This window comes from Sphingobacterium deserti (assembly GCF_000757725.1).
Classification (GTDB): Bacteria; Bacteroidota; Bacteroidia; order Sphingobacteriales; family Sphingobacteriaceae; genus Sphingobacterium; species Sphingobacterium deserti.
On sequence record NZ_JJMU01000062.1, the window covers coordinates 36,115 to 58,684 of the forward strand.

General features: G+C 43.3%; 15 protein-coding genes. 13 read left to right on the forward strand and 2 right to left on the reverse strand.

What is annotated here, in order from left to right:
• The first annotated feature begins 7 nt into the window (after positions 1 to 7).
• The gene (locus tag DI53_RS16275) at positions 8 to 1,357 is read left to right on the forward strand and encodes an outer membrane beta-barrel protein (protein ID WP_037502182.1); all 1,350 of its coding nucleotides are present in this window, start codon (positions 8 to 10) and stop codon (positions 1,355 to 1,357) included.
• A gap of 63 nt (positions 1,358 to 1,420) precedes the next feature.
• Here DI53_RS16275 and DI53_RS16280 read toward each other — a convergent pair whose 3' ends face one another.
• Positions 1,421 to 2,032, reverse strand: coding sequence for an HAD family hydrolase (locus DI53_RS16280; RefSeq protein WP_037502186.1), 612 nt, complete (start codon positions 2,030 to 2,032; stop codon positions 1,421 to 1,423).
• Between the two features lie 44 nt (positions 2,033 to 2,076).
• A complete protein-coding gene (locus DI53_RS16285) occupies positions 2,077 to 3,270 on the reverse strand; it encodes a proline dehydrogenase family protein (protein ID WP_037502189.1) in 1,194 nt (397 codons plus the stop codon).
• Positions 3,271 to 3,356: 86 nt separating this feature from the next.
• Here DI53_RS16285 and DI53_RS16290 point away from each other — a divergent pair, with 86 nt between their 5' ends.
• The 12 genes from DI53_RS16290 to DI53_RS16345 all read left to right on the forward strand — a co-directional run bounded on the left by DI53_RS16290 (position 3,357) and on the right by DI53_RS16345 (position 22,517).
• Complete coding sequence (locus DI53_RS16290) at positions 3,357 to 3,563, forward strand: RNA-binding S4 domain-containing protein (RefSeq protein ID WP_037502192.1); 207 nt, start codon at positions 3,357 to 3,359, stop codon at positions 3,561 to 3,563.
• An 11-nt stretch (positions 3,564 to 3,574) separates the two neighbouring features.
• On the forward strand, positions 3,575 to 4,645 hold the full coding sequence (aroB, locus tag DI53_RS16295) for a 3-dehydroquinate synthase (protein WP_037502195.1): 1,071 nt from the start codon (positions 3,575 to 3,577) through the stop codon (positions 4,643 to 4,645).
• Positions 4,642 to 5,358, forward strand: coding sequence for a ThuA domain-containing protein (locus DI53_RS16300; RefSeq protein WP_037502198.1), 717 nt, complete (start codon positions 4,642 to 4,644; stop codon positions 5,356 to 5,358). Before aroB ends, DI53_RS16300 begins: the two co-directional genes overlap by 4 nt.
• A 342-nt stretch (positions 5,359 to 5,700) precedes the next feature.
• Positions 5,701 to 8,976: a SusC/RagA family TonB-linked outer membrane protein gene (locus DI53_RS16305; RefSeq protein WP_052072494.1), complete on the forward strand. Its 3,276-nt coding sequence runs from the start codon at positions 5,701 to 5,703 to the stop codon at positions 8,974 to 8,976.
• Positions 8,977 to 8,996: 20 nt separating this feature from the next.
• Entirely contained in the window at positions 8,997 to 10,712 is a 1,716-nt protein-coding gene (locus DI53_RS16310) for a RagB/SusD family nutrient uptake outer membrane protein (protein ID WP_037502201.1), read from the forward strand.
• A 511-nt stretch (positions 10,713 to 11,223) separates the two neighbouring features.
• Entirely contained in the window at positions 11,224 to 14,496 is a 3,273-nt protein-coding gene (locus DI53_RS16315; RefSeq protein WP_037502205.1) for a SusC/RagA family TonB-linked outer membrane protein, read from the forward strand.
• A gap of 18 nt (positions 14,497 to 14,514) precedes the next feature.
• Positions 14,515 to 16,230 carry a RagB/SusD family nutrient uptake outer membrane protein gene (locus DI53_RS16320; RefSeq protein ID WP_037502208.1) on the forward strand — a complete coding sequence of 572 codons (1,716 nt, stop codon included), beginning with the start codon at positions 14,515 to 14,517 and terminating at the stop codon, positions 16,228 to 16,230.
• A gap of 210 nt (positions 16,231 to 16,440) precedes the next feature.
• Positions 16,441 to 17,748 (forward strand): D-alanyl-D-alanine carboxypeptidase, encoded by a 1,308-nt coding sequence (locus DI53_RS16325; RefSeq protein WP_052072495.1) that lies wholly within the window; start codon positions 16,441 to 16,443, stop codon positions 17,746 to 17,748.
• A 78-nt stretch (positions 17,749 to 17,826) separates the two neighbouring features.
• Positions 17,827 to 19,134 carry an MFS transporter gene (locus tag DI53_RS16330; protein WP_037502211.1) on the forward strand — a complete coding sequence of 436 codons (1,308 nt, stop codon included), beginning with the start codon at positions 17,827 to 17,829 and terminating at the stop codon, positions 19,132 to 19,134.
• Positions 19,131 to 19,859 (forward strand): (Fe-S)-binding protein, encoded by a 729-nt coding sequence (locus DI53_RS16335; RefSeq protein WP_037502213.1) that lies wholly within the window; start codon positions 19,131 to 19,133, stop codon positions 19,857 to 19,859. The genes DI53_RS16330 and DI53_RS16335 overlap by 4 nt, the downstream gene beginning before the upstream one ends.
• Before the next feature lie 16 nt (positions 19,860 to 19,875).
• Entirely contained in the window at positions 19,876 to 20,760 is an 885-nt protein-coding gene (locus tag DI53_RS16340; protein WP_037502217.1) for a sugar phosphate isomerase/epimerase family protein, read from the forward strand.
• Between the two features lie 185 nt (positions 20,761 to 20,945).
• The gene (locus tag DI53_RS16345) at positions 20,946 to 22,517 is read left to right on the forward strand and encodes a peptide MFS transporter (RefSeq protein ID WP_052072496.1); all 1,572 of its coding nucleotides are present in this window, start codon (positions 20,946 to 20,948) and stop codon (positions 22,515 to 22,517) included.
• Positions 22,518 to 22,570: the final 53 nt, after the last annotated feature.

Below are 22,570 nucleotides of genomic sequence, written 5' to 3' on the forward strand. Positions count from 1 at the left end.
GGGAAAGATGGAAGAAAGCAACAACAAAGAACTGATTGAGGTTATCAAAGAGCGGCTTAAGACTGCTGATGAGATTCCTTATCGCACGGGAGCATGGGAGGATTATAAGGCTAAATATCAGCCTAAGAAGACTGCTCGGTTATTGCCGGTGTATTGGGCTGCCGCAGCTGCATTAGTTGTAGGTAGTTTCACATTTTTGCTTTTTAACAAAGACGAAGCAAGTCATGTTGTTGTACAGCAGGAGTCTTCCTCAAAAACAAAAGAAGTATCTACGAAGAACGCTGATTCGTTAACACCATCCGGAGAGCAGAAGCAGATGTTGGGAGAGGCCGCATTCCCGCCATCGGCTATAACCCCAAGCGGGATCTATAAAGAAGATGTAGAAAGTATATTGCAGAACGACGCACGATCTTCTGCAAATTTGTTGGCATTGGACGCTAGTTCACTAACACTGGCTATGCGGCCTTGGGCAGGGGAGCGGTCAACCATAAATTTTGAATTAAATCTGCTGCCTAAATTTTCGCATTTCAAGGATGATGACGGCCAACAGGCGCGATATGAATCAAACCTGAGTGATGCGTTTGTTTTAGCACAGCAAGAGAATACGCAACAGTCTACTCGTGAAAAAACTTCCTTGGATCTAAAACCGAAGCGGTTTAGTTTTAATAATAAATTTGAATTAGGCGCATTTGTCAGTCCGTCTACAACAAATCAAACTTTTGATGTGGGAGGGGGGCTTGTGCTTGCTTACCAGTTATCGGATAAGTTGGCACTACGCACTGGTGCTTCATTTAATCAATATGAAGTAGGTATACTGGGGGCAGACCTCGGATCGGTTAACGGTGGTGATACGCGTTTCGATTCGCCCTCGTCAACAGGCGGCGGCGCATCTCTGGTGTCAAACGATGTACCTTACCGCACAAGCAACCTTCTATTACCTGATTTAAATTCCGTCTCAGGCAAAGTGCAAACGCTGGACATCCCGCTCGAAGTGAAATATAACGTTGGTCGGCAATTCTATGCCACTGGCGGTGTCTCGTACGCCGTCGTGCTTTCCCAAGAGCGGTTTAACCATATTACGGAGTATAGCGGCGTTCCGACATATTCCAGCGCCTCAGACTCTGGCGAGCCTACCAATCAACCGATGGCGGTCGAGCGTACCTTGCAGGCCGAAGCAAATAATGTCAACACGAATGGATTTGGTGGGTTTGTGAATTTCTCCATCGGTAGAAAAACCAAATTGAGCAAATCTTTTAAACTATCTATAGAACCCTTTGTGAAGATTCCTATAGGACAGTTTAAAAGCGCTGATATGGATTACACCAACGGTGGGCTTCGTGTAATTACCACTTTTTAAAACAAATACATTCGCAAAAGCGCAGATACTTGTCGACCATTCGTTGGGTATGAAACTGACTAACTAAAGTTCGTCTATTCTTACCCAACCCATTCCTGCTGCAATCGCGCCTTGAACGCCGGGATTGCCATCTTCAAAGACCAAGCATTCGTGTGGAGCTACGTTTAGCTGTTCAGCTGCCAGTAAAAAGGGTTGAGGAGATGGTTTGCCTTCAGGCGTATCGCCGGCGCAAACCAACGTCTCGTATTTCCCGATTAAACCGATGACATTTAGCGTAATGTTCAACGTTGACCGCGAGCCACCGGAGACGAGTCCGATCTTTTTATGACCTACATTTGCTAAAAGATGTTGCAAGACGTAGTCTACAGGAAGTGTATGTTGAATGAATTGTTCTATAAAGACGGTAGATTTACGCTTTGCAAACTCCAAAATGTTTATTTCCTTTCCGTAACGTAGACCTATTTCTTCGGCCACAGCTACTGTAGGCCACCCAGCAAGTTCTTCAACGATGTCTCCATCCAGATCAATAAGGTATTCGGCGGCCGTGGCAACATATGAAGCCTTGTGGGCCGGCATGTTATCGGCCAACGTGCCATCCACATCATAAAGTAGCGCGCTATACGGCGCTGCTATCTGCTGTAAAAGTTCAAATTTTCGTTGAGATTCTGCATTCATAGCGCAAACATAAAAAATCTTGACCGATAGTACCGGCAGACAGGCTATTTTTGTTGCTTTCGCCTTGCCTTTTCTTTGATAATTAGATTTAACTCCCGCCCAGTTTGTCCGCCTACTGACGTATTTTCCTGCGCCCGACGAAATAAGTAAGGCATCACCGCTTTAACAGGGCCATACGGCATATACTTTGCAATATTGAAACCAGCAGCCGCTAGATTGAAGGATAGGTTATCAGACATGCCTAACAGCTGCGCAAAGTACACATGGTCGTTTTTAGGTGATATTCCCCTTTTCAAAACTTCTTCCGCTAATATTCTGGAACTTTCCTCGTTATGCGTTCCCGCCATCATTCCAATTCTGTTGATATGGTCAAGACAAAAAACGATAGCCTCGTTATAGTCTACATCGCTTGCAGTCTTATTTGGTTGAATGGGTGATTCATACCTTTTTTCCGCTGCGCGTGCGCGCTCAATCTCCATATAGGCGCCGCGTACAATCTTCGCACCTAGATAGAAATTTTGGGTTTGGGCATACGCGAAATCTGCTTTTAATGACGCAAGTTTATCGTGTCTATATAATTGATAGGTATTGTACACGATGGCTTTTTCCTTGTTGTACTTCTCCATCATCTCACGCGCGAAGTCATCAATCGTATCCTGTATCCATGAATGCTCAGCGTCTATCAATACGTTGATATCCGCTTCGTAGCATGCTTTACAAATTTTGTCAATCCGGGCATATACTTTGTCGAATTCCGCGCGCTCCTTATCATTTAATTTTTGTTTCGCATCCAATTTCGCAAACAGGTCGAAGCGACCCAAGCCTGTAGGCTTGAATACGCAAAAAGAAATATGCTGGTTAGTTTTTGCATAGTCTACGGTGCGTAATATTTCAGCGCAGGTGTTGTCGAAGCTTTGTTCTGATTCTTCACCCTCTACCGAATAATCTAAGATGGTTGTGACATTGCCTCTGCCAAGTTCTGCTATAGCGGGTGCACAGCCTTCGATGGATTCACCCCCGCAAAACTGTTTGTAAATGGTGTTTCGGATGATTCCCTGGATAGGCAGCCCTATATTCAGCGCAAAAGTCGTAATCGGTGTCCCCACTTTGATCAATCCGTTACTCGCAACCATCTTGAAAAGCCAATACGCTCTATCCAATTCCTTATCACTCTTGTTACGAAAAGCAATTTCCGTATTATCGAAATCGATTTTTATCTCGCTATGGGCAGCTATCATATGTGTAAAATTAATGGCCAAAATTAAATATTTATTTTGAATAGCCTTATATTTACGGGATGCTAAAAACGGATTTATTTTAATTTATGCAAACATTTTCATTGAAAGGAGAATACATCCAAATGATTCAGCTTTTAAAGGTGATGAATTGGGTGGAACATGGTGCTATGGCACAGTTTGTTGTGGAGGAAGGGCTTGTCAAATACAATGGCGAAGTAGATTACCGGAAACGGTTGAAGGTTAAGAAAGATGACGTCGTGGAGTTCGATGGACAGCAAGTCAAAATTATTTAATATCTTAGTACATGACTAAAGAAATAGCTAGCTTAGGCTATACCGTATATTTTGAGAAAAACCTTGATTCTCTTGCCTCATTTATTTCCACTCGAGAATATTCACAGATTTTAATACTTGTAGATCGTAATACGAATGACCATTGCCTTCCGTTGTTGCAGCAAGTGATACCGCAGATTTCAGACTATGATATCATCGAGGTGGACCCGGGAGAGGAAAATAAAAACATTGACTTTTGTATAGGCGTTTGGAAGACAATGCTTGATTTCGGAGCTGACAGGAAAGCGTTGATGATCAATTTAGGTGGCGGTGTAGTTACCGATTTAGGTGGATTTGCGGCAGCGACCTATAAAAGGGGGATCGATTTCATCCAAGTGCCTACAACATTACTGTCACAAGTAGACGCTTCCGTCGGTGGCAAAACAGGTATAGATTTAGACAATGTAAAGAATATCATCGGCACATTTACGCAGCCACAGGCAGTCTTCATTAGTTCGCTATTTTTGAAATCCCTGGATGAAAGGCAGACGCGATCGGGTTTCGCGGAGGTCATCAAGCACGGGTTGATTTTTGACAGAGCGCTATTTGAGCAAACGCAATATGTCAATTTAGAATCCGATGATTTGGATGATATAATTTATAGGTCCGTAGCTATCAAGAATGAAGTAATTACCCAAGATCCGACAGAGAAAGGTCTTCGCAAAATACTCAATTTTGGTCATACGATAGGTCATGCAGTGGAAGGGTATTCGCTACTCCATGACGAGAATCCACTATTACACGGCGAGGCCATTGCCTTGGGCATGATCTGCGAATCTTATTTGTCGCATAAGCTCAATGGATTGAAAGAAGAGGATTTGCAGCGCGTCGTGCAACGCTTTGATGCCGTCTTTGACCGCTACACGCTGAAGACTGAAATGTATGACGAGCTTTTGATGCTAATGCAGAACGATAAGAAGAACGAAGCGAAACAACTCGGCTTTGCATTGTTGGCTGATATTGGAAAATGCGACTACAACCTATTTGTCGAGGAGGCCGATATACTGGAAAGTCTAAATTTTTATAAAAATTTACCGATATGATGAGAACAAACCTATCTATCTTGCTTTTTATATTTTGCGGTACGCTACTTAGCCGTGCACAGCAAAATGTGTTGATTTTCTCTAAAACAACAGAATTTCGACATGAGAGTATCCCTAAGGGAGTGGCTACCGTGTCAGAAATCTTAAAAGCAGAAGGGATAGGTGTTCAACACACAGAAGATGTGTTGTATTTTTGCAAGGACAGCTTGGCCAATTTCGACGCTTTAATCTTTCTAAGCACGACGGGCGATCTTTTTGACACAGAACAAAAAAAAGCGATTCAACAGTTTATTAATTCTGGAAAAGGTTTTGTTGGGATTCACGCTGCCTCAGATACGGAGCATCATTGGCCGTGGTATGGACAACTTGTTGGCGGATATTTTGCCAGTCATCCTGCAGTGCAAAAGGCTAAAATTGATGTGTTAAAAAAGGATCATCCTTCTACAGAGGGGTTACAAAGTGTGTGGTGGCATAAAGATGAGTGGTATGATTTTAAAGAGGTGCAGCCTGGTCTGAATATTTTGATGACTGTTGATGAAAGCAGCTATAAAGGTGGTAAAATGGGGCAATTTCACCCTGTTGCCTGGTTTCGCGAGTTTGACGGGGGGCGGACTTTTTACACTGCTTTAGGGCACACCAATGAATCTTTTGATAGTAAAGAATTTCGTAAACACTTATTGGGAGGGGTTAAATATGTGTTACAATTACACTAAGGATTAACTCATATATTCATCAAATTAAGCTAAACCCAAACGGTTTAGCTTTTTTATTTTCAAAAAATCATATATCATGACTTGTTTTAATATAGGTATTTTTATAGATTAGTTTATTGAAATATATTATATTTAGAATATAATTCATAAATATTTAAATTATTAAAATTATTCCTGATGAAATAAGATTTGTTTATTGATTTAATATACAATGTGTTTAAACGACCATCTGTAACATACTAAACTAGCATGCCTATGTAGAAAAACCTATTTGAACGATGTGCTTATTGTGCATTATTTTAATCCGCAAAGTTTAATTATAAACCATCACTTATTTTAATAATGAAAAAAACAGCCAATTTTTTTGGAGGGGGATCTTTTTGCCTCAAAAATCCATTTAAGCAAGCTTTTTGGATCTCTGGTACCATGCTATGTATATGGAATGACGTTCCAGCGCGCAGCATTTTGCAACCGGTAACACAGAAGGCGCTCGTCTTGACGGAAGTGGTTGAGCAGGAAACTGTTCGGGGTTCCGTTGTTGACGCGTCAACAAAATTACCCTTAGCGGGTGTAACTTTAAAAGTAGTTAGTAAATCTGCTTCCACTTCGAGCGACGAAAATGGTCTCTTTGACATATCGGCCGCGGTTGGGGATGTTATTGAAGTCAACTACATTGGCTACCAGTTAACGCAGATAACGGTTAGCTCGTTAACGACTAAACTGACTATTGAAATGCAACCCGATAATAGCAATTTGGAAGAGGTACTAGTGACCGGCTACGGATCACAACGAAAAAAGGACCTGACCGGTGCCGTTGCAGTTGTTAATGTGGCGCAGTTAAAAACCCAGCCCGCTGCCACCGCTGTTGAAGCCTTACAAGGGCGGGCCACGGGGGTTCAGATAGTCAACGATGGAGCGCCAGGATCAACACCGCAAATTAAAATCCGTGGCTACAGTACCATCAATAACAATGAGCCTCTTTATATCATAGATGGTGTTCCGTTTGAAGGGAAATTAAGCTGGCTAAATCAAAACGATATCGAGACCATGCAAGTTTTGAAAGATGCATCCGCAGCCTCGATTTACGGTTCTCGCGCTAACAATGGCGTTGTCATTATCACAACAAAAATGGGTAAGGAAGGTAAGCCAGAAATTTCATTCGACGCTTACGTCGGGCTACAAACCCCCCGCACAAATACCTTTCCCGAAATGATGAGCCCCCAGCAGGCATATGATTTAAGTAATAGATTAGCGGGCACTAATTTGGCTTTACCTGAATATCTGCTTGCCGGCGGGTTAGGGAGGGCGGGTGTGGCTTCCATGACCCCGGCAGATTACGATATGTCTCGATACAACTATTCTAGAGATCCGAGCACCTTCTATCAAATTACGAAGGCGAATCAAGAGGGTACGAATTGGTTTCGGGAGCTTTCACAAAACGCTCCCACACAAAGTTATCAGCTGAGTGCTACCGGTGGCGGAGAAAATGCTACCTATGCTGTTTCTTTGGGGCATTTAAAACAAGACGGAGCCCTTATCCATAGCGGTTTTGAACGCTTTAACGTACGATCAAACACCATATTTAAAGCATTGAATGGCAAACTTCGTTTGGGCGAAAATATGCAATACAGCCATACCCGAGGGTTTGGTATAGGGGTCAATCCCAACATTCCAGGAAGCTATATGGGGGATGGAAGCATTTTGGGCTTCGCATTCCGCATACAGAATATTATTCCTGTATATGACGAAGGTGGGAACTTTGCAGGCTCAAGCGGGGGATGGGGAAATGCGGAAAACCCCGTAGCGATGGCGTATAGAGGCAAAGACAATGTTAATAAAGCGAATATGTTCTTCGGTAACGCTTTTGTAGAATATGATATGCTGGATGGACTGATGTTTCGTTCAAATTTTGGTGTCAAGTACGAGAACTACAACGGGATGAATATTACCTATCCGAATCCGGAATTTTCTGAAGGATCGTTTAATAACGGCCTAAATGAGTATGCCGGCTATAATATGGAATGGACATGGACCAATACATTGAATTGGCGTAAGATCATCGATAAGCATAATATCAATGTTTTGGCGGGGACAGAAGCTATTGATAACCAAGCAAGGGACCTTTCAGCTAGTCGAAACGGCTTTTTCCTATTAAACAGTCTGGACTATTTTTACCTCAATGCGGGTACGACTAATTTTGGCAACACAGGCATTGGATCTTTGGGCGCCCTTTTTTCTATTTTCGGAAAGGTCGATTATAGTTTTGATGATCGCTATATCTTCAGTGCGACCGTTCGTCGTGATGGATCTTCCAACTTCGGTGAGGAAAATCAATTTGGGGTATTCCCTGGCGTGAGCGGTGCTTGGCGTTTATCGAACGAAGAATTTTTAGAATCCGTCACATGGATCCGTGATTTAAAACTTCGTGCTGGTTACGGTGTCACGGGAAATCAACGCATTCCTGTCTTGCAGTTTATGAATCGCTATAGCTCAGTTATTAATGAGTCTTCTTATCCGATAAATGGTACAGTGGCGACGGGTATCTGGCAAAGTGATTATGCCAATCCAGATGTGAAATGGGAACAGGTAAATGCCCTGAACTTGGGTGTTGACTTCACGCTTTTCAATGGAGACATTGATGGCGCTGTGGATTATTATGATAAGCGTACGAAAGATATGCTGTTTCGCGTACCATTGCCGGCAACCGCCGTAGGCGAAGCGAGAGCGCCCTATGTGAATGTAGGAAGCATGAGCAATAAGGGATTTGAGCTAGCGCTGGGTTACCATTATGGCTATCGGCAAGATAGTGAACTTAAGTTGGATTTATCGGGCACGATTTCCAGAAATGTAAACAAAGTAGAGTCATTGGCGCCATCGATAACTTCCCAGATCTATGGAAATTTTAGAGAGCTACAGACGACCATCTTGCAGCCAGGGGAAGAATTCGGTGCATTCTACGGATATCAGGTTGCTGGCATATACCAAAATGATGCTGATGTAGCGAATTCGCCGTCTTATGCTGATGCGCGTACTGGAGGACTAAAGTTTGCTGATATGAACGGGGATGGGGTTATCAATGATGCCGACCGAACTATTATAGGCTCACCACATCCAGATTTTATTTACTCTCTTGCTATTAATACTTCCTATAAAAATTTCGATTTATCGATGTTCTTTTACGGATCACAGGGAAATCAAGTTTACGATGCCACACGCTATTACACCGATTTCAGTGTGTATGATGGGCCGAAAAGCACACGACTGTTAGACGCTTGGAGTCCGGAAAATCCTGGCAGTAGTATCCCATCGCCGGTGTTAAATGCATCGGCATTTGAATTCTCATCATCCTCGTACTATGTGCAAGATGCTAGCTTTTTAAAGTTACGGAATATGCAGTTGGGCTATAATCTGCCTGTCAAAAACCTATTTGGTGAAAATACAGCGGTTAGCAGGTTACGCGTATACTTGGGCGTCAATAACGTTTTTACGATCACCAAATATGAGGGGTTAGATCCTGAAGTTACGGCTACAGCGAGTGATTATCCGGCTTTGGGGGTAGATTTCGGAAGCTACCCGCAAGCGAGGCAGTACACCTTTGGTATAAGTTTAGGTTTGTAAATTTTATATAGAATTTGATTATGAAAAAATATGCATTATACATAGCTACGCTTTGCTTTGGACTCTCGCTCAGCGGATGTGGGAAGGATTTTTTAAATAAAAATCCGCAAGGTGCGCTAAGCGAAGAGCAGGTCATTAATAGTGAAGGCGTGGAAGCAAATTTGCTGGGCGCCTATGGTTTGTTGAACGGCAATGTTAGCGGTACCTGGGGAAACTCGTCATCAGCACCCAGTCAGTGGTTATTTGGCGAAGTTGCTTCAGATAACGCGCACAAAGGTTCTGAACTCGCTGATGACCCAAGTATGAATCGTATAGAAATGCTCATTCCCAATCCGGCAAACGTTCATCTCTCTCAGATGTGGCAAGCTTATTACGAAGGTATTGCACGCTGTAACAGAACTATCGCACTGTTAAGGAGAGATCAGGGGGAAGAGAATACCATTTCAGCAGCCCGTGCCGTGGAAATTGAAGCTGAATCCCGAATGCTGCGGGCACATTACTATTTTTACCTTTGGCGTGTATTTAGAAACATACCTTGGGTGGATGAAAATACTTCGCCCGACGAGGCACGGATCATTCCTAACGATGCTGACGTGTATCCGAATATCATCGCTGATGCACAATTCGCAGTAGAAAATCTTCCAGATGCTAAAATAAATGGTGAGATGGGAAGGATGGATAGAACGACTGCTAAAGCCTATTTAGGCAAACTTTACCTGTATCAAGCTAATTATGGTCTTGCTTTGCCTTTATTTAAGGAAGTTATTGGGGGGAAAGATATCACAGGCATGCCTTTTCAAAATAATTTCAACGTGGATACCGAGGACGGCCCGGAGGTGGTCATGGCATCGAAGCATGCGATCAATCCCGATGGGAGCGGCGATAATGCCAATGTGGGTGATATGCTAGCGGGTGTACATGGCACATCGCCGGTGGGTTGTTGCGGTTTCCATCAACCATCTTTTGATCTGGTGAATGCCTACAAAGTTGATGCAAGTGGACTGCCATATTTAAATCGCGAGTATCGCGTAGATCCTTATCTATCAGATTTTGGTCAGACAGATGATGAAAAAGCAGCCTACGTAGTTGATACGGCCATACGGTTCGATCCACGCCTAGATTACACTGTGGGTAGACGAGGCATTCCCTATTTGGATTATGGCGTTATGCCAGGAGATGCTTGGATTAGGATGGTGAACTGGGGTGGTCCTTTTATCGGTATAAAAGCCATGATTAATCAAAGTCAGTTTGCTTCCAATGCTGTGCCGGGCTTGCCTTACGTCACGGGGCTTGATGTCAACATTATCCGGTTGGCAGATGTGATCTTAATGGCCGCCGAATGTGAGGTAGAACTTGGAAACTTAAACGGCGCTATGGCTTATGTGAATGCGATACGCCTGCGGGCAGCTACTCTGCCCCCAAAACAAGTAAATGGCGTTACAATGGCAACTTATGTAGTGCAGCCATATGCTTCTTTTCCAGATGCTACTTATGCGAGAAATGCAGTACGTATGGAGCGTCGCTTAGAGCTTGCCATGGAAGGGCACCGTTTTTACGATCTCGTACGATGGGGCATTGTCAAAGAAACGATAGAGAGCTACTCCGCATTCGAGAGCCAATATCTGCCTGTTTACGGAGGCGTTGTTTTTCTGCCACATAGTGCCTATTTCCCTATTCCACAAATAGAGATTGATAGAAGCGCAGGAACCCTAATACAAAACGATGGTTACAGATAGGGAATAGCCAGTCTTGCTTCTATGCTAAAAAGTGTGGTTTCGAGCAGCTCTTGCTGCTTGAAACCACACTTTTTTTTATCCCTAGATCGCGTTAGTAAGGATAGCTAGGCAATTTTGAAAAAGATCCACGCTGCCCACGCGTCATGTGTAGGGTGTTACATGTACACTAAGACGTTGAAAAAATAATCTACTACGCAACCGAATCCAAACGATTTAGCTTATTTATTTCAAAAAAAGGGAATTAATTATTTTGTTTTATCGGAAACGTTTGCGTAAGTTAGTTGTGACAACATCGTTGCTAACACAATAAAACTTAAAACTCATTTGTCACCTAGTCATCGTCGCTAAAGAAAAGCCTTTTTGTCGTCTCTTTAAGATTCGGTAATTCAACTTTTTGTTCCCGATTTTGACGCATAAATAACGGAGCCTATGTAGAAATATATACGAATATTCGCGCTATGAGCGCCGGCTAATCAATAAACTTTATTTGTAAACCTTTTTTGTTAACACCATGAAAAAAATGACTACTTTTTCTTGGGGGGAACCCTTTTACCCCAAAAAACCGATAACACGAGCACTATGGATATCAGGTGCGTTGATGTTAATTGGAAATTATACGCAAGCTACCGTATACTCGAAACATCCCGTTGCTGTAGAAATGCGCGCTGAACGCGTTCAACAAACAACTGTTCGAGGAAGCGTCGTGGATGCCGCTACGAAAACCCCTTTGGCCGGCGTAACGCTGAAGGTAGTTGGAAAAGCGGCAGCGACCTCAACTGACCAAAACGGCGTCTTTGAGCTGGCCGCTGCTGTAGATGATCTTGTTGAAGTCAATTACATCGGTTATCAAGTAGCTCGGATAACTGTGCTTTCAACGACAACAAATCTTACCATCGAACTGCAGGCAGACAATAGTAACCTGGAAGAGGTATTAGTGACTGGCTATGGCACCCAGCGGAAGAAGGATTTGACAGGCGCTGTTGCCGTTGTAAATGTTGAACAGCTCAAAACCCAGCCGGCCGCTACGGCAGTCGAAGCGTTGCAAGGGCGGGCAACGGGCGTACAAATTGTGAACGATGGTGCGCCCGGCTCGACACCGCAAATTAAAATCCGGGGGTACAGTACCATCAATAACAATGAGCCACTGTATATTATAGATGGTGTACCTTTTGAAGGTAAGTTAAGCTGGCTTAATCAAAATGATATCGAGACTATGCAGGTCTTGAAAGATGCTTCTGCAGCCTCAATCTACGGTTCTCGAGCTAACAACGGGGTGGTAATTATCACCACGAAAACGGGTAAGGAGGGAAAGCCTCAGATAGCCTTTGACTCGTATGTCGGTTTACAGACCCCGCGCTACAGTACCTTTCCAAAAATGATGAGCCCGCAGCAGGTGTACGACCTAAATAATAGATTGGGCGGTACAAATCTCAGCCTGCCTGATTATTTATTAGTAGGGGAACTAGGAAGAGAGAACGTCGATGCCATGACACCGGCGGATTACGATATGTCTCGATACAATTACTCTCGCAATCCAAGTACATTCTACCAAATTACGAAGGCTAACAAGGAAGGTACGAATTGGTTTCGCGAGCTTTCGCAAAATGCACCCACACAAAGTTACCAGCTTAGCTCCACGGGTGGTGGAGAAAATGCCACATACGCTGTGTCTTTGGGGCATTTGAAGCAAAAAGGTGCTATTATTCATAGTGGATTTGAGCGGTTTAATGTTCGGTCGAACACTATTTTTAAAGCGTTTAATGGCAAACTACGTCTCGGTGAAAATATGCAATACAGCCATACCCGAGGTTTTGGCGTTGGGGTGAATCCAAACGTCGCTGGTGGTTATATGGAGGAGGGAAGCATCTTAGGCTTTGCCTTTCGCATCCAGAATATTATCCCCGTATATGATGAAGGTGGTAATTTTGCAGGCTCGAAAGGTGGCTGGGGAAATGGACAAAACCCAGTTGCTATGGCTTTTCGAGGAAAGGACGATGTAAATAAAACAAACATGTTCTTCGGGAACGCCTTTGCAGAATACGATATCCTGGACGGCTTGATGTTTCGTTCGAGCTTTGGCGTGAAATATGAAAACTATACGGGCATGGATATTACCTATCCAAATCCAGAGTTTTCGGAGGGATCGTTCAATAATGGTCTCAGTGAATACGCGGGCTACAATACAGAATGGACATGGACAAATACATTAAACTGGCGGAAAGTTATTGATAAGCACAATATCAACGTTCTCGCTGGTACAGAAGCGATTGACAATCGCGCTAGGGATCTATCTGCGAATAGAAATGGTTTCTTTTTATTAAATAGCCTAGATTACTTTTACCTCAACGCTGGTACGTCGAACTTCGGGAATACAGGCACGGGGTCATTGGGCGCATTATTTTCCATATTTGGAAAGGTAGACTACAGTTTTGATGATCGTTATATTTTAAGCGCTACGGTACGTCGCGATGGCTCATCGAATTTTGGTGAAGCAAATCAGTATGGCGTTTTTCCCGGTATCAGTGGAGCTTGGCGATTGTCTAGTGAAGAGTTTTTGAAGCCAGTTACCTGGATCCGGGATTTAAAGCTACGGGCCGGTTATGGTATCACGGGTAACCAACGCATTCCTCCGCTCCAGTTTATGAACCGCTACACATCCATTATTAATGAGTCTTCTTACCCGATCAACGGCACTGTAGCAACAGGTATCTGGCAAAGTGACTATGCTAATCCGGATGTGAAATGGGAACAAGTGAATGCCCTAAACTTAGGTATTGACTTTACACTTTTCGATGGCGATTTTGATGGTGCATTTGACTACTACGACAAGCGTACAAAAGATATGCTTTTCCGCGTGCCGCTTCCAGCTGCTGCGGTCGGGAGAGCTAGAGCGCCTTATGTTAACGTTGGTAATATGAGTAACAAAGGGGTAGAATTTGCGTTGGGCTATCACTATGGCTACCGTCAGGAAAGCGACTTTAAACTAGACTTAGCGGGAACGATTTCCAGAAACGTAAATAGAGTGGAATCGTTGGCGCCATCAATAACATCGCAGATTTACGGAAACTTTCGGAGTATGGAAACCACCATTCTTCGCGCCGGTGAGCAATTTGGCGCTTTCTATGGATATCAGGTTGCGGGAATCTATCAAAGCGATAGCGACGTAGCGAGCTCACCATCCTACGCTGGTGCACGCGCCGGCGGACTTAAATTTGCTGATATCAATGATGATGGTGTAATTAATGATGCTGATAGGACGGTTATCGGATCCCCACACCCTGATTTTATCTACTCCTTGGCGGTAAATACGGCGTACAAAAATTTCGATTTCTCGATGTTCTTTTATGGATCGCAGGGCAATGAAGTGTTTGACGCGACGCGTTACTACACCGATTTTAGTGTCTTCTCGGGACAGAAGAGCGCACGGCTTTTGGATTCCTGGAGCCCGCAAAATCCGGGCAGCCAAGTGCCATCACCCATCCTAAATGCTTCAACTTTTGAATACGCCTCGTCATCTTATTACGTGCAGGATGCCAGCTTTTTGAAACTAAGGACGATGCAGCTTGGGTACAATCTTCCTGTCAAAAATTTATTTGGTGAGAACACGTCGGTGAGCAAATTACGGGTCTACTTGGGGGTGAACAACGTCTTCACCATTACCAAATATGAGGGGCTGGATCCAGAAGTTACAGCTACGCCAAGTGATTATCCGGCTTTGGGTGTCGATTTCGGAAGCTATCCGCAAGCGAGGCAATATACGTTTGGTGTGAGTTTAGGTTTTTAATATTTAAAGAGTTTTATCATGAAAAAGTACGCATTATATATCTCGATCCTTTGTGCCGGACTACTACTGTCCAGCTGTGGAAAGGACTTCCTAAATAAGAATCCGCAGGGGGCGCTCAGTGAAGATCAGGTGCTAAATAGCGACGGCGTCGAGGCCAATTTGTTAGGCGCCTACGGTATATTGAACGGTAACGTAAGTGGCACATGGGGTAATTACGCTGCCGCACCTAGTCAGTGGCTCTTTGGGGAAGTAGCAGCTGATAACGCACATAAGGGGTCGGAAGAAACGGATCAACCAAATATGAACCTTATTGAGTTGTTACGACCAAATCCCGCAAATGATAACCTGTCGCAAATGTGGCAGGTGTATTACGAAGGCATTGCGCGCTGTAATAGGACAATCGTTCTGCTAAAGAAAGATCAACAAAGCGGTGGTACGGTCTCCGCCTCGCGCGCAGTAGAAATTGAAGCTGAAGCTAAAATGCTACGCGCTCACTACTATTTTTACCTTTGGCGAGTATTTAAAAATATTCCTTGGGTAGATGAAAACACATCGCTGGATGCAGCGAAAGTTATGTCCAATGACCAAGACATCTATCCTAAGATTATTGCCGACGTACAGTTTGCCGTCGAAAATCTTCCTGAAAGCAAGATAAGTGGCGAGAAAGGAAGAATGGACAAGATGATCGCCAAGGCCTACCTTGGTAAGCTACACCTTTATCAGGGAAATCACGCTCTTGCCTTGCCGTTGTTTAAAGAAGCTATCGGAAGCAAGGATATTACGGCAATGCCTTTCCAGAACAACTTTAATGTAGAGACAGAAGACGGCCCCGAAGTTTTAATGGTTTCCAAACATGCGATTAATCCGAATGGAACGGGAGATAATGCGAATACGGGCGATATGTTATCAGGTTTATATGGTACGTCACCTGTGGGGTGTTGCGGTTTCTATCAACCATCGATTGATCTGGTCAACGCATATCGGGTTGATGCGAATGGACTTCCGTATTTAAATGGACAATACCGTGTGGATCCCTATTTGTCTGACCTCGGGTTATCGGATACCTTGAAAGCGCAATATGTGGTAAATCGAGCATTGCGTGTAGATCCGCGCTTGGATTACACCGTTGGACGGCGGGGCATTCCTTACCTTGATTATGGCGTGATGCCGGGGGATGCCTGGATTCGGTTAGCCAGTTATGCTGGTCCATTTGTTGGCGTTAAAACAATGATCAACAGAAGCCAATTCGCTTCGCATGCCGTGCCTGGAGAACCCTATATTACCGCATTGGATGTAAATATCATGCGTTTGGCAGATGTTATTTTGATGGCGGCGGAATGCGAAGTTGAACTTGGAAACCTGAGTGGCGCTTTAGCATACGTGAATGCCATACGGTTGCGAGCAGCAAAACTACCTCCGAAGCAGCTCAATGGTGCTAATATGGCTAATTATGTTGTACAACCCTATACCTCATTTCCAAATGCGGAATATGCACGAAATGCGGTTCGTATGGAGCGTAGATTGGAACTTGCTTTAGAAGGTCACCGGTTTTACGATCTCGTAAGGTGGGGCATTGCAAAACAAACATTAGAAAGCTACTCGACCTTTGAAGGCGGACACCTTCCCGCGTTTGCTGGCGTCACGTTTAATAGTCAAAATGCCTATTTCCCAATTCCACAGATTGAGATCGATCGAAGTGGGGGCGCGTTGAAACAAAATGCAGGCTACAACTAGTGGTAATGCTTTTGCATAGTAAGTCCGATTCTTTGTGCGGATTATTCCAGCAAAGAATCGGACTGCTTTAATTACCTATACTCGTCTGTTGCCCTGTTTGATCGTTATGCCAATCCTGTTTAATATCCGTTGAATAGGTAAGCGAAACGATGAGCATACAATATCACCGAATCTAGCCCTTTATTTCCCGTCTTTTCGTATGTTTACGATATGAAAAACATTTTGCTGAGTATGGCCATGCTCTGGGCAACTTTTCCGCTGATTGCGCAAACCATCGATGTAACTCCTATCAAGCGTGAGTTGGAGCAATCGCCAATCTTGAAGGGACACTTTTACGGAGTATGTCTGTATGATTTAGATAGCAATCGGTTTTTACTAGGTGTCAACGAGAGCAAGCATTTTACCCCTGCATCAAATACAAAAGTATTTACGCTATTTGCCGCTTTAAAATATTTAGGCGATTCTATCGCTGGCCTACACTACATAGAAAGAGGTGATTCGCTTATTTTCTGGGGAACAGGCGATCCCACTTTCTTACATAATAAGCATGATTCTGGAAAAGTCTTTAACTTCTTAAAGAATAGCACGAAACGACTTTTTTATGCAACAGATGATTTAGCTGAGGAGTCTTTCTATCGCAGGGGTTGGGCTATCGAAGATTACGAAGAATACTATCAGCCAGAGATTAGCAGCTTCCCGATTTATGGAAATGTGGTGACGTTTAGAGAACGAACTGGCCGACTCGAATGCTACCCTAGCTATTTTCAACCTGCGTTATCGCATAAGTCTGATGGACACAAGAATTACAGGCTGTGGAGAGACTTTCATCACAATATCTTTATACAAAATCAGACCCGTCCGCCGCATAAATATGTGAATGAGAAACCTTTCAGGTACTCATCCGAATTATTTGTTAAATTGCTGAGCGATACATTGAAGCGCAGCGTGACCACGATAAAAGCGCAGCGACCTCGGGAGGTAAGTGCTATTTATTCTACACATACCGCGTCGATTTTGCGCGAAATGATGTTGCCTAGCGACAACTTCTTGGCCGAACAGATCCACATGATGGTGGTATTGCAACGATATGGTATCTTTCAAACTGGGCAGTTGCGGAAGGATATGGACAAAGACTTTTACAATCTTTTCACTGACAGGATAGACCTTCATGATGCAAGTGGATTGTCCAGCTATAATAAAGTAACCCCTCGCAGCATGGTAGAGGTGTTGCTAATGATATCGTCCTCACTTCCTGATACTACTTCGCTACATAAGTTATTCCCTACTGGCGGTGTAGACGGTACGCTAAAGCGGACTTATGGTTTAGATAATAACGAACCATTTGTTTGGGCCAAGACAGGTACGATCAGTGCGGTACACAACCAAAGCGGCTTTATCCGTACCAGATCTGGGCGAAACCTGGTATTCTCCTTTTTGAATACGAACTTCCTCGGCAGTGCTGGCTCGGTAAGTCGAGAAATAGCACGCGTGATGACCTTTATCAGGCAAAACTACTAAAGCGAATGCATGAATAATTCGTATTTTACTGTTTCACTTTCCTATATTTAGTGAACATTGTTATATTCGCTGTAATTTATGCGCGTCATCAAAAAAAACGACAAACGCTTGATTCGCTCTTGGTCTATGTACGACTGGGCGAATTCTGCTTATAACTTAGTTATAACATCGACTATTTTTCCGGCATATTATACCGCAATCACACAAACCGAAGAACATGGCGATGTAGTCTCATTTTTCGGTTTTAAAATAATTAATACCGCTTTATCAAACTTCAGTCTAGCCTTCGCCTATTTGATTATGGCGATAACATTGCCATTTATCTCGTCATATGCTGATGTTCACGGGAAGAAAAAGCAGATCATGATGTTTTTTACTTATTTCGGAGCACTGTGTTGCATGGGACTTTTCTTTTTCAAAATTGAGACGCTCGAAATGAGTATCATCCTATTTGCTCTGGCAGCTATGGGATACATAGGAGGCGTATTATTCAATAATTCTTATTTGCCGGAGATTGCCACGGCAGATCAACAAGATCGTGTCAGCGCACAAGGATTTGCCTATGGCTATGTGGGCTGTGTAACCTTGCAGATCATTTGTCTCCTATTTATCCTGTTTCCGCAATGGTTCGGTATCACCGACGCTTCTTTTGGACCGCGCTTGTCGTTCCTGTTGGTTGGAGTTTGGTGGGCTGGTTTTGCAACTATTCCTTTCCGTGCACTACCTGGAAACCAACGCTCATCTATCCGCGCATCTAAGAAGTTGTTTCGCACAGTCATTATTGAATTTAGAATTGTGCTTCGTAAGATAGGTCGCATGATTCGTATTAAACGATTTTTACCCGCTTACTTTTTCTATGCATCAGGTGTGCAGACTGTTATGATCGTCGCTGCTGCTTTTGGTGCAAAAGAGTTAAAGATGGAAAGCTCAAAACTAATTGTTACGATATTGCTTATACAGCTAGTAGCCATCTTGGGGGCTATTTTAATGTCCAAGCTCTCCGAGAGATTTGGTAATATTAAGGTCCTTATAGCCGTGGTCGTGGTATGGCTTGGAATTTGCATAGCCGCATTTTTTGTGCATACAGAAATGCAATTTTATATACTTGCTTGCGTTGTTGGGCTTGTGATGGGCGGAATACAGTCACTGTCAAGATCTACATATTCTAAGTTTTTACCTGAAGATACCAAGGATACAGCGTCCTTTTTCAGCTTTTATGACGTTACGGAAAAACTTGCTATTGTTATGGGGCTGCTGTCTTTTGCGTTTATTGAGCAAGTGACGCATAACATTCGCTATTCGGCATTGGCATTATCTGTATTTTTTATCCTAGGCGGACTACTCTTGTTTCGGGTTTTAAGATTTAATAAAGCAATGACTGTATGAAAGTGCAACTTTTTATCCCTTGTTTAGTGGATCAACTTTACCCCGAAACGGCGTTCAATAGCATTAAATTGCTTCAAAAAGCTGGTTGTGAGGTCGTGTATAATCCGGAGCAAACCTGCTGTGGACAACTGGCGTACGATGCAGGTTTTTGGGACGAGGCAAAGCGCGTAGGGCTTAAATTTCTAGCGGATTTCTCGGAAGACTGCTATATTGTTGCGCCCTCTATTTCCTGCACTGGTATGGTGAAGAACGGTTACGATGACCTGTTCACTAACTCGACCCTGCATAATAGCTGCCGAAATATACAGTCTAATATTTTTGATATTAGCGACTTTTTGGTAAATGTGCTTAAAAAAGATTATTTTGGAGCAGAGTTGGTCGGAACGGCGGTTTATCATCATTCCTGTTCTGGCGATCCGCAGTCTGAAGCTATCAAAGAGCCGATGCAGTTGCTCAGACAAGTGGGCGGACTGGAATTAATAGAAATGGAAGAGCCGGATGGCTGCTGTGGTTTCGGCGGCTCATTTGCCGTTAAATTCGAAGGAATCTCTGCTGCTATGGCAGAACAACGGGTAATTAGCGCAATGCAGGCGAAAGCAGATTTTATTATAGCTACAGATAGCACATGTATCGTGCAATTGCAAGCGTATATTGACAAGGAGCAGCTACCTATTAAAACAAAGCACATCGCCGATGTCTTGACATCCGGTTGGGCAAACATATAACACAAAAGCTAACATAATGAACTCAAGAAGAACTTTTCTAAAAAATGCAGGATTGGCAGCAGCTGGTCTTGCGCTGGCACCTTCGTTGGATGTTTTCGCAGCGAAGAAAGCGTGGTTTGACATATCGCTCGCCGAATGGTCATTGCATAAGACCTTATTCAAAGGGGACCTGAAAAATATTGACTTTCCAGAACTGGCAGCCAAGAAGTTCGGAATTTATGGGGTTGAATATGTAAATCAATTCTTTAAAGATAAGGCAACGGATATGACCTATTTAAAGGATCTTAATAACCGTGCAAAAGACAACGGGGTAACGAATGTATTGATTATGATCGATGGAGAAGGAAACCTCGGCGATGAAGATGCAAACAAGCGGAAAACCGCTGTCGAAAATCATCACAAATGGATTGACGCAGCCGCATTTTTAGGTTGTAAGTCCATTCGGGTGAATGCTGCCGGAAAAGGTACACCTGAAGAAGTGAAAAGAAATGTGGTAGAAAGCCTATCTGCGTTGGCGGACTACGGTAAAAAAGCCAAAATTAATGTTATTGTCGAAAATCATGGCGGCATATCATCACACGGCGATTGGTTGTCAGACGTCTTGAAAACCGTTAACAAGAATAATTGTGGAAGTCTTCCTGATTTTGGTAACTTTTACGAGTACGATCGGTACCAAGGCGTGCAAGATCTCATGCCATTTGCAAAAGGTGTAAGTGCTAAAAGTCATGATTTTGATGCAAACGGAAACGAGACACAGATCGATTATGAACGGATGATGAAAATCGTTAAAAAAGCTGGTTTTAAAGGGTTCGTTGGTATAGAGTATGAAGGTTCAAAACTTCCAGAAATGGAAGGTATAGCGGCTACGAAAAAATTACTTGAACGTTTTAAAACACTCTAAAAAATTATTGAAGTTTTTCTTTATTCTATTCATCGTAATAGCGTGGTTATAAGGGCTGTGATGTTTTAATATCGTCATAAGGTAGCATTTGTGCAGCACATACCATACAGCGTTTGTAGCGTGAAGGTGGTTGTGGAATATACTGTCCTAAAACGAAGCGAATAAAAAGAAAATAATATGTATATATGAATCAACAGCAAGATGAAATACTAGTTGACCATTTGGCCAAGAAGGGATTGGATGATAAGATGGTATTGGGTCACCCGGCCAGTTTATTTGTTCTTTTCTTCACGGAAATGTGGGAACGATTTAGCTATTACGGCATGCGTGCCCTATTAGTTACTTTTTTGATAACAGAAATTGCAGACAAGGGCTGGGGTTGGACAAATGCAGAGGCTATGGAACTTTATGGCTGGTATACCGGCCTCGTCTATGCTACACCACTTATTGGCGGCATGATAGCAGACCGCCTTACAGGGTACAAAAAAGCAATTATCTTAGGTGCCGCGATTATGACTCTAGGTCATGCATCAATGGCGCTAGAGGGCGAAGCTAAAGCATTTTTCTACATTGGTTTAGGCCTAATGATTTTAGGTAATGGTTTATTTAAACCAAATATCTCGTCTATGGTAGGGCAACTATATCCTGACAACAGCGCAAAGAAAGATTCCGGTTATACAATCTTTTATATGGGCATTAATGCGGGCGCATTTTTAGGATCATTGTTGTGCGGCTATATCGGTGAAAAAATTGGCTGGCACTATGGTTTTGGATTGGCCGGTGTTTTCATGTTCTTCGGGATGTTACAGTTTTATTTTGGTCAGCGCATATTCGGCGTTATCGGCGATTCACCCAAGAAAGCCATAAATTTGCCAGATAGTGTGGATGCAGTAGCTATTCCAGCGAAGGTAGTGCGTGATCGATTGATCGTCGTTGCTGTATTGGTTGTAGCAAGTGTGTTTTTCTTTTTGGCATTCGAGCAGGCTGGTGGCTCCATGACAATTTTTGCTAAAAATTATACGCAACGGGTGCTGGAAGGTACTGCAGGAACAACCTTCAAATGGGTGGATGCAGCCTTAACCATATTGCCTATCCTTGTAGTCACCTATGTGCTAACCCGCTTGGCGGCTAAGATTATCAATCAATATCCATTAACTATAATCTTTACTTTAGTATCTTTTTTCTCGATTATGCTGTTGGGAATTTGGAAGATACACCGCGAGTTTACCTCAGATGTTACGGAAGTGACGGTAGCTTGGTTCCAGATTCTGAATGCTTTCTTCATTGTCACTTTGGCTTCCTCATTCAGTAGGTTTTGGGAAAAAGTTTGGAACCCTTCGGGTCCGGTAAAGTTTGCCCTGGGACTTGCGTTGGTAGGCGTAGGCTTTCTGGCGTTATCATATGGAAGTTTACAAATCCCCTCAGGTGCCACCACCGCTTCCGTAAGCATGATATGGCTTGTTTTAGCTTATTTTTTCCATACTACAGGCGAGCTTTGTGTTTCTCCGGTAGGCTTATCCTACATGAGCAAGCTATCTCCTCAAAAATTTATAGGATTAATTTTCGGTTTTTGGTTTCTGGCGTCGGCTATCGCGAATAAGCTGGCGGGATTGAGCGGCGGATTGATTGATAAGATCACCGAGATGTATTCCATGTCTACATTTTTCTTAATCATAGCCGGATTACCTATCGGCGCGGCCATTCTGCTGCTGGTATTTAGTCCGCTATTGCGCAAGATGATGCACGGGATTAACTAAGCAAAAAAAGATTACCACAAAAAATGCTCGTAAAGATGTTACGAGCATTTTTT

Excerpts from the sequence above, each read along its gene's own strand:
- DI53_RS16315 (WP_037502205.1), top strand. The coding sequence starts at position 11,224 with ATGAAAAAAATGACTACTTTTTCTTGGGGGGAACCCTTTTACCCCAAA.
- DI53_RS16335 (WP_037502213.1), top strand. The coding sequence starts at position 19,131 with ATGAAAGTGCAACTTTTTATCCCTTGTTTAGTGGATCAACTTTACCCC.
- DI53_RS16320 (WP_037502208.1), top strand. The coding sequence starts at position 14,515 with ATGAAAAAGTACGCATTATATATCTCGATCCTTTGTGCCGGACTACTA.
- DI53_RS16285 (WP_037502189.1), bottom strand. The coding sequence starts at position 3,270 with ATGATAGCTGCCCATAGCGAGATAAAAATCGATTTCGATAATACGGAA.
- DI53_RS16300 (WP_037502198.1), top strand. The coding sequence starts at position 4,642 with ATGATGAGAACAAACCTATCTATCTTGCTTTTTATATTTTGCGGTACG.
- DI53_RS16325 (WP_052072495.1), top strand. The coding sequence starts at position 16,441 with ATGAAAAACATTTTGCTGAGTATGGCCATGCTCTGGGCAACTTTTCCG.
- DI53_RS16330 (WP_037502211.1), top strand. The coding sequence starts at position 17,827 with ATGCGCGTCATCAAAAAAAACGACAAACGCTTGATTCGCTCTTGGTCT.
- DI53_RS16305 (WP_052072494.1), top strand. The coding sequence starts at position 5,701 with ATGAAAAAAACAGCCAATTTTTTTGGAGGGGGATCTTTTTGCCTCAAA.
- DI53_RS16310 (WP_037502201.1), top strand. The coding sequence starts at position 8,997 with ATGAAAAAATATGCATTATACATAGCTACGCTTTGCTTTGGACTCTCG.
- DI53_RS16340 (WP_037502217.1), top strand. The coding sequence starts at position 19,876 with ATGAACTCAAGAAGAACTTTTCTAAAAAATGCAGGATTGGCAGCAGCT.
- DI53_RS16280 (WP_037502186.1), bottom strand. The coding sequence starts at position 2,032 with ATGAATGCAGAATCTCAACGAAAATTTGAACTTTTACAGCAGATAGCA.
- aroB (WP_037502195.1), top strand. The coding sequence starts at position 3,575 with ATGACTAAAGAAATAGCTAGCTTAGGCTATACCGTATATTTTGAGAAA.
- DI53_RS16345 (WP_052072496.1), top strand. The coding sequence starts at position 20,946 with ATGAATCAACAGCAAGATGAAATACTAGTTGACCATTTGGCCAAGAAG.
- DI53_RS16290 (WP_037502192.1), top strand. The coding sequence starts at position 3,357 with ATGCAAACATTTTCATTGAAAGGAGAATACATCCAAATGATTCAGCTT.
- DI53_RS16275 (WP_037502182.1), top strand. The coding sequence starts at position 8 with ATGGAAGAAAGCAACAACAAAGAACTGATTGAGGTTATCAAAGAGCGG.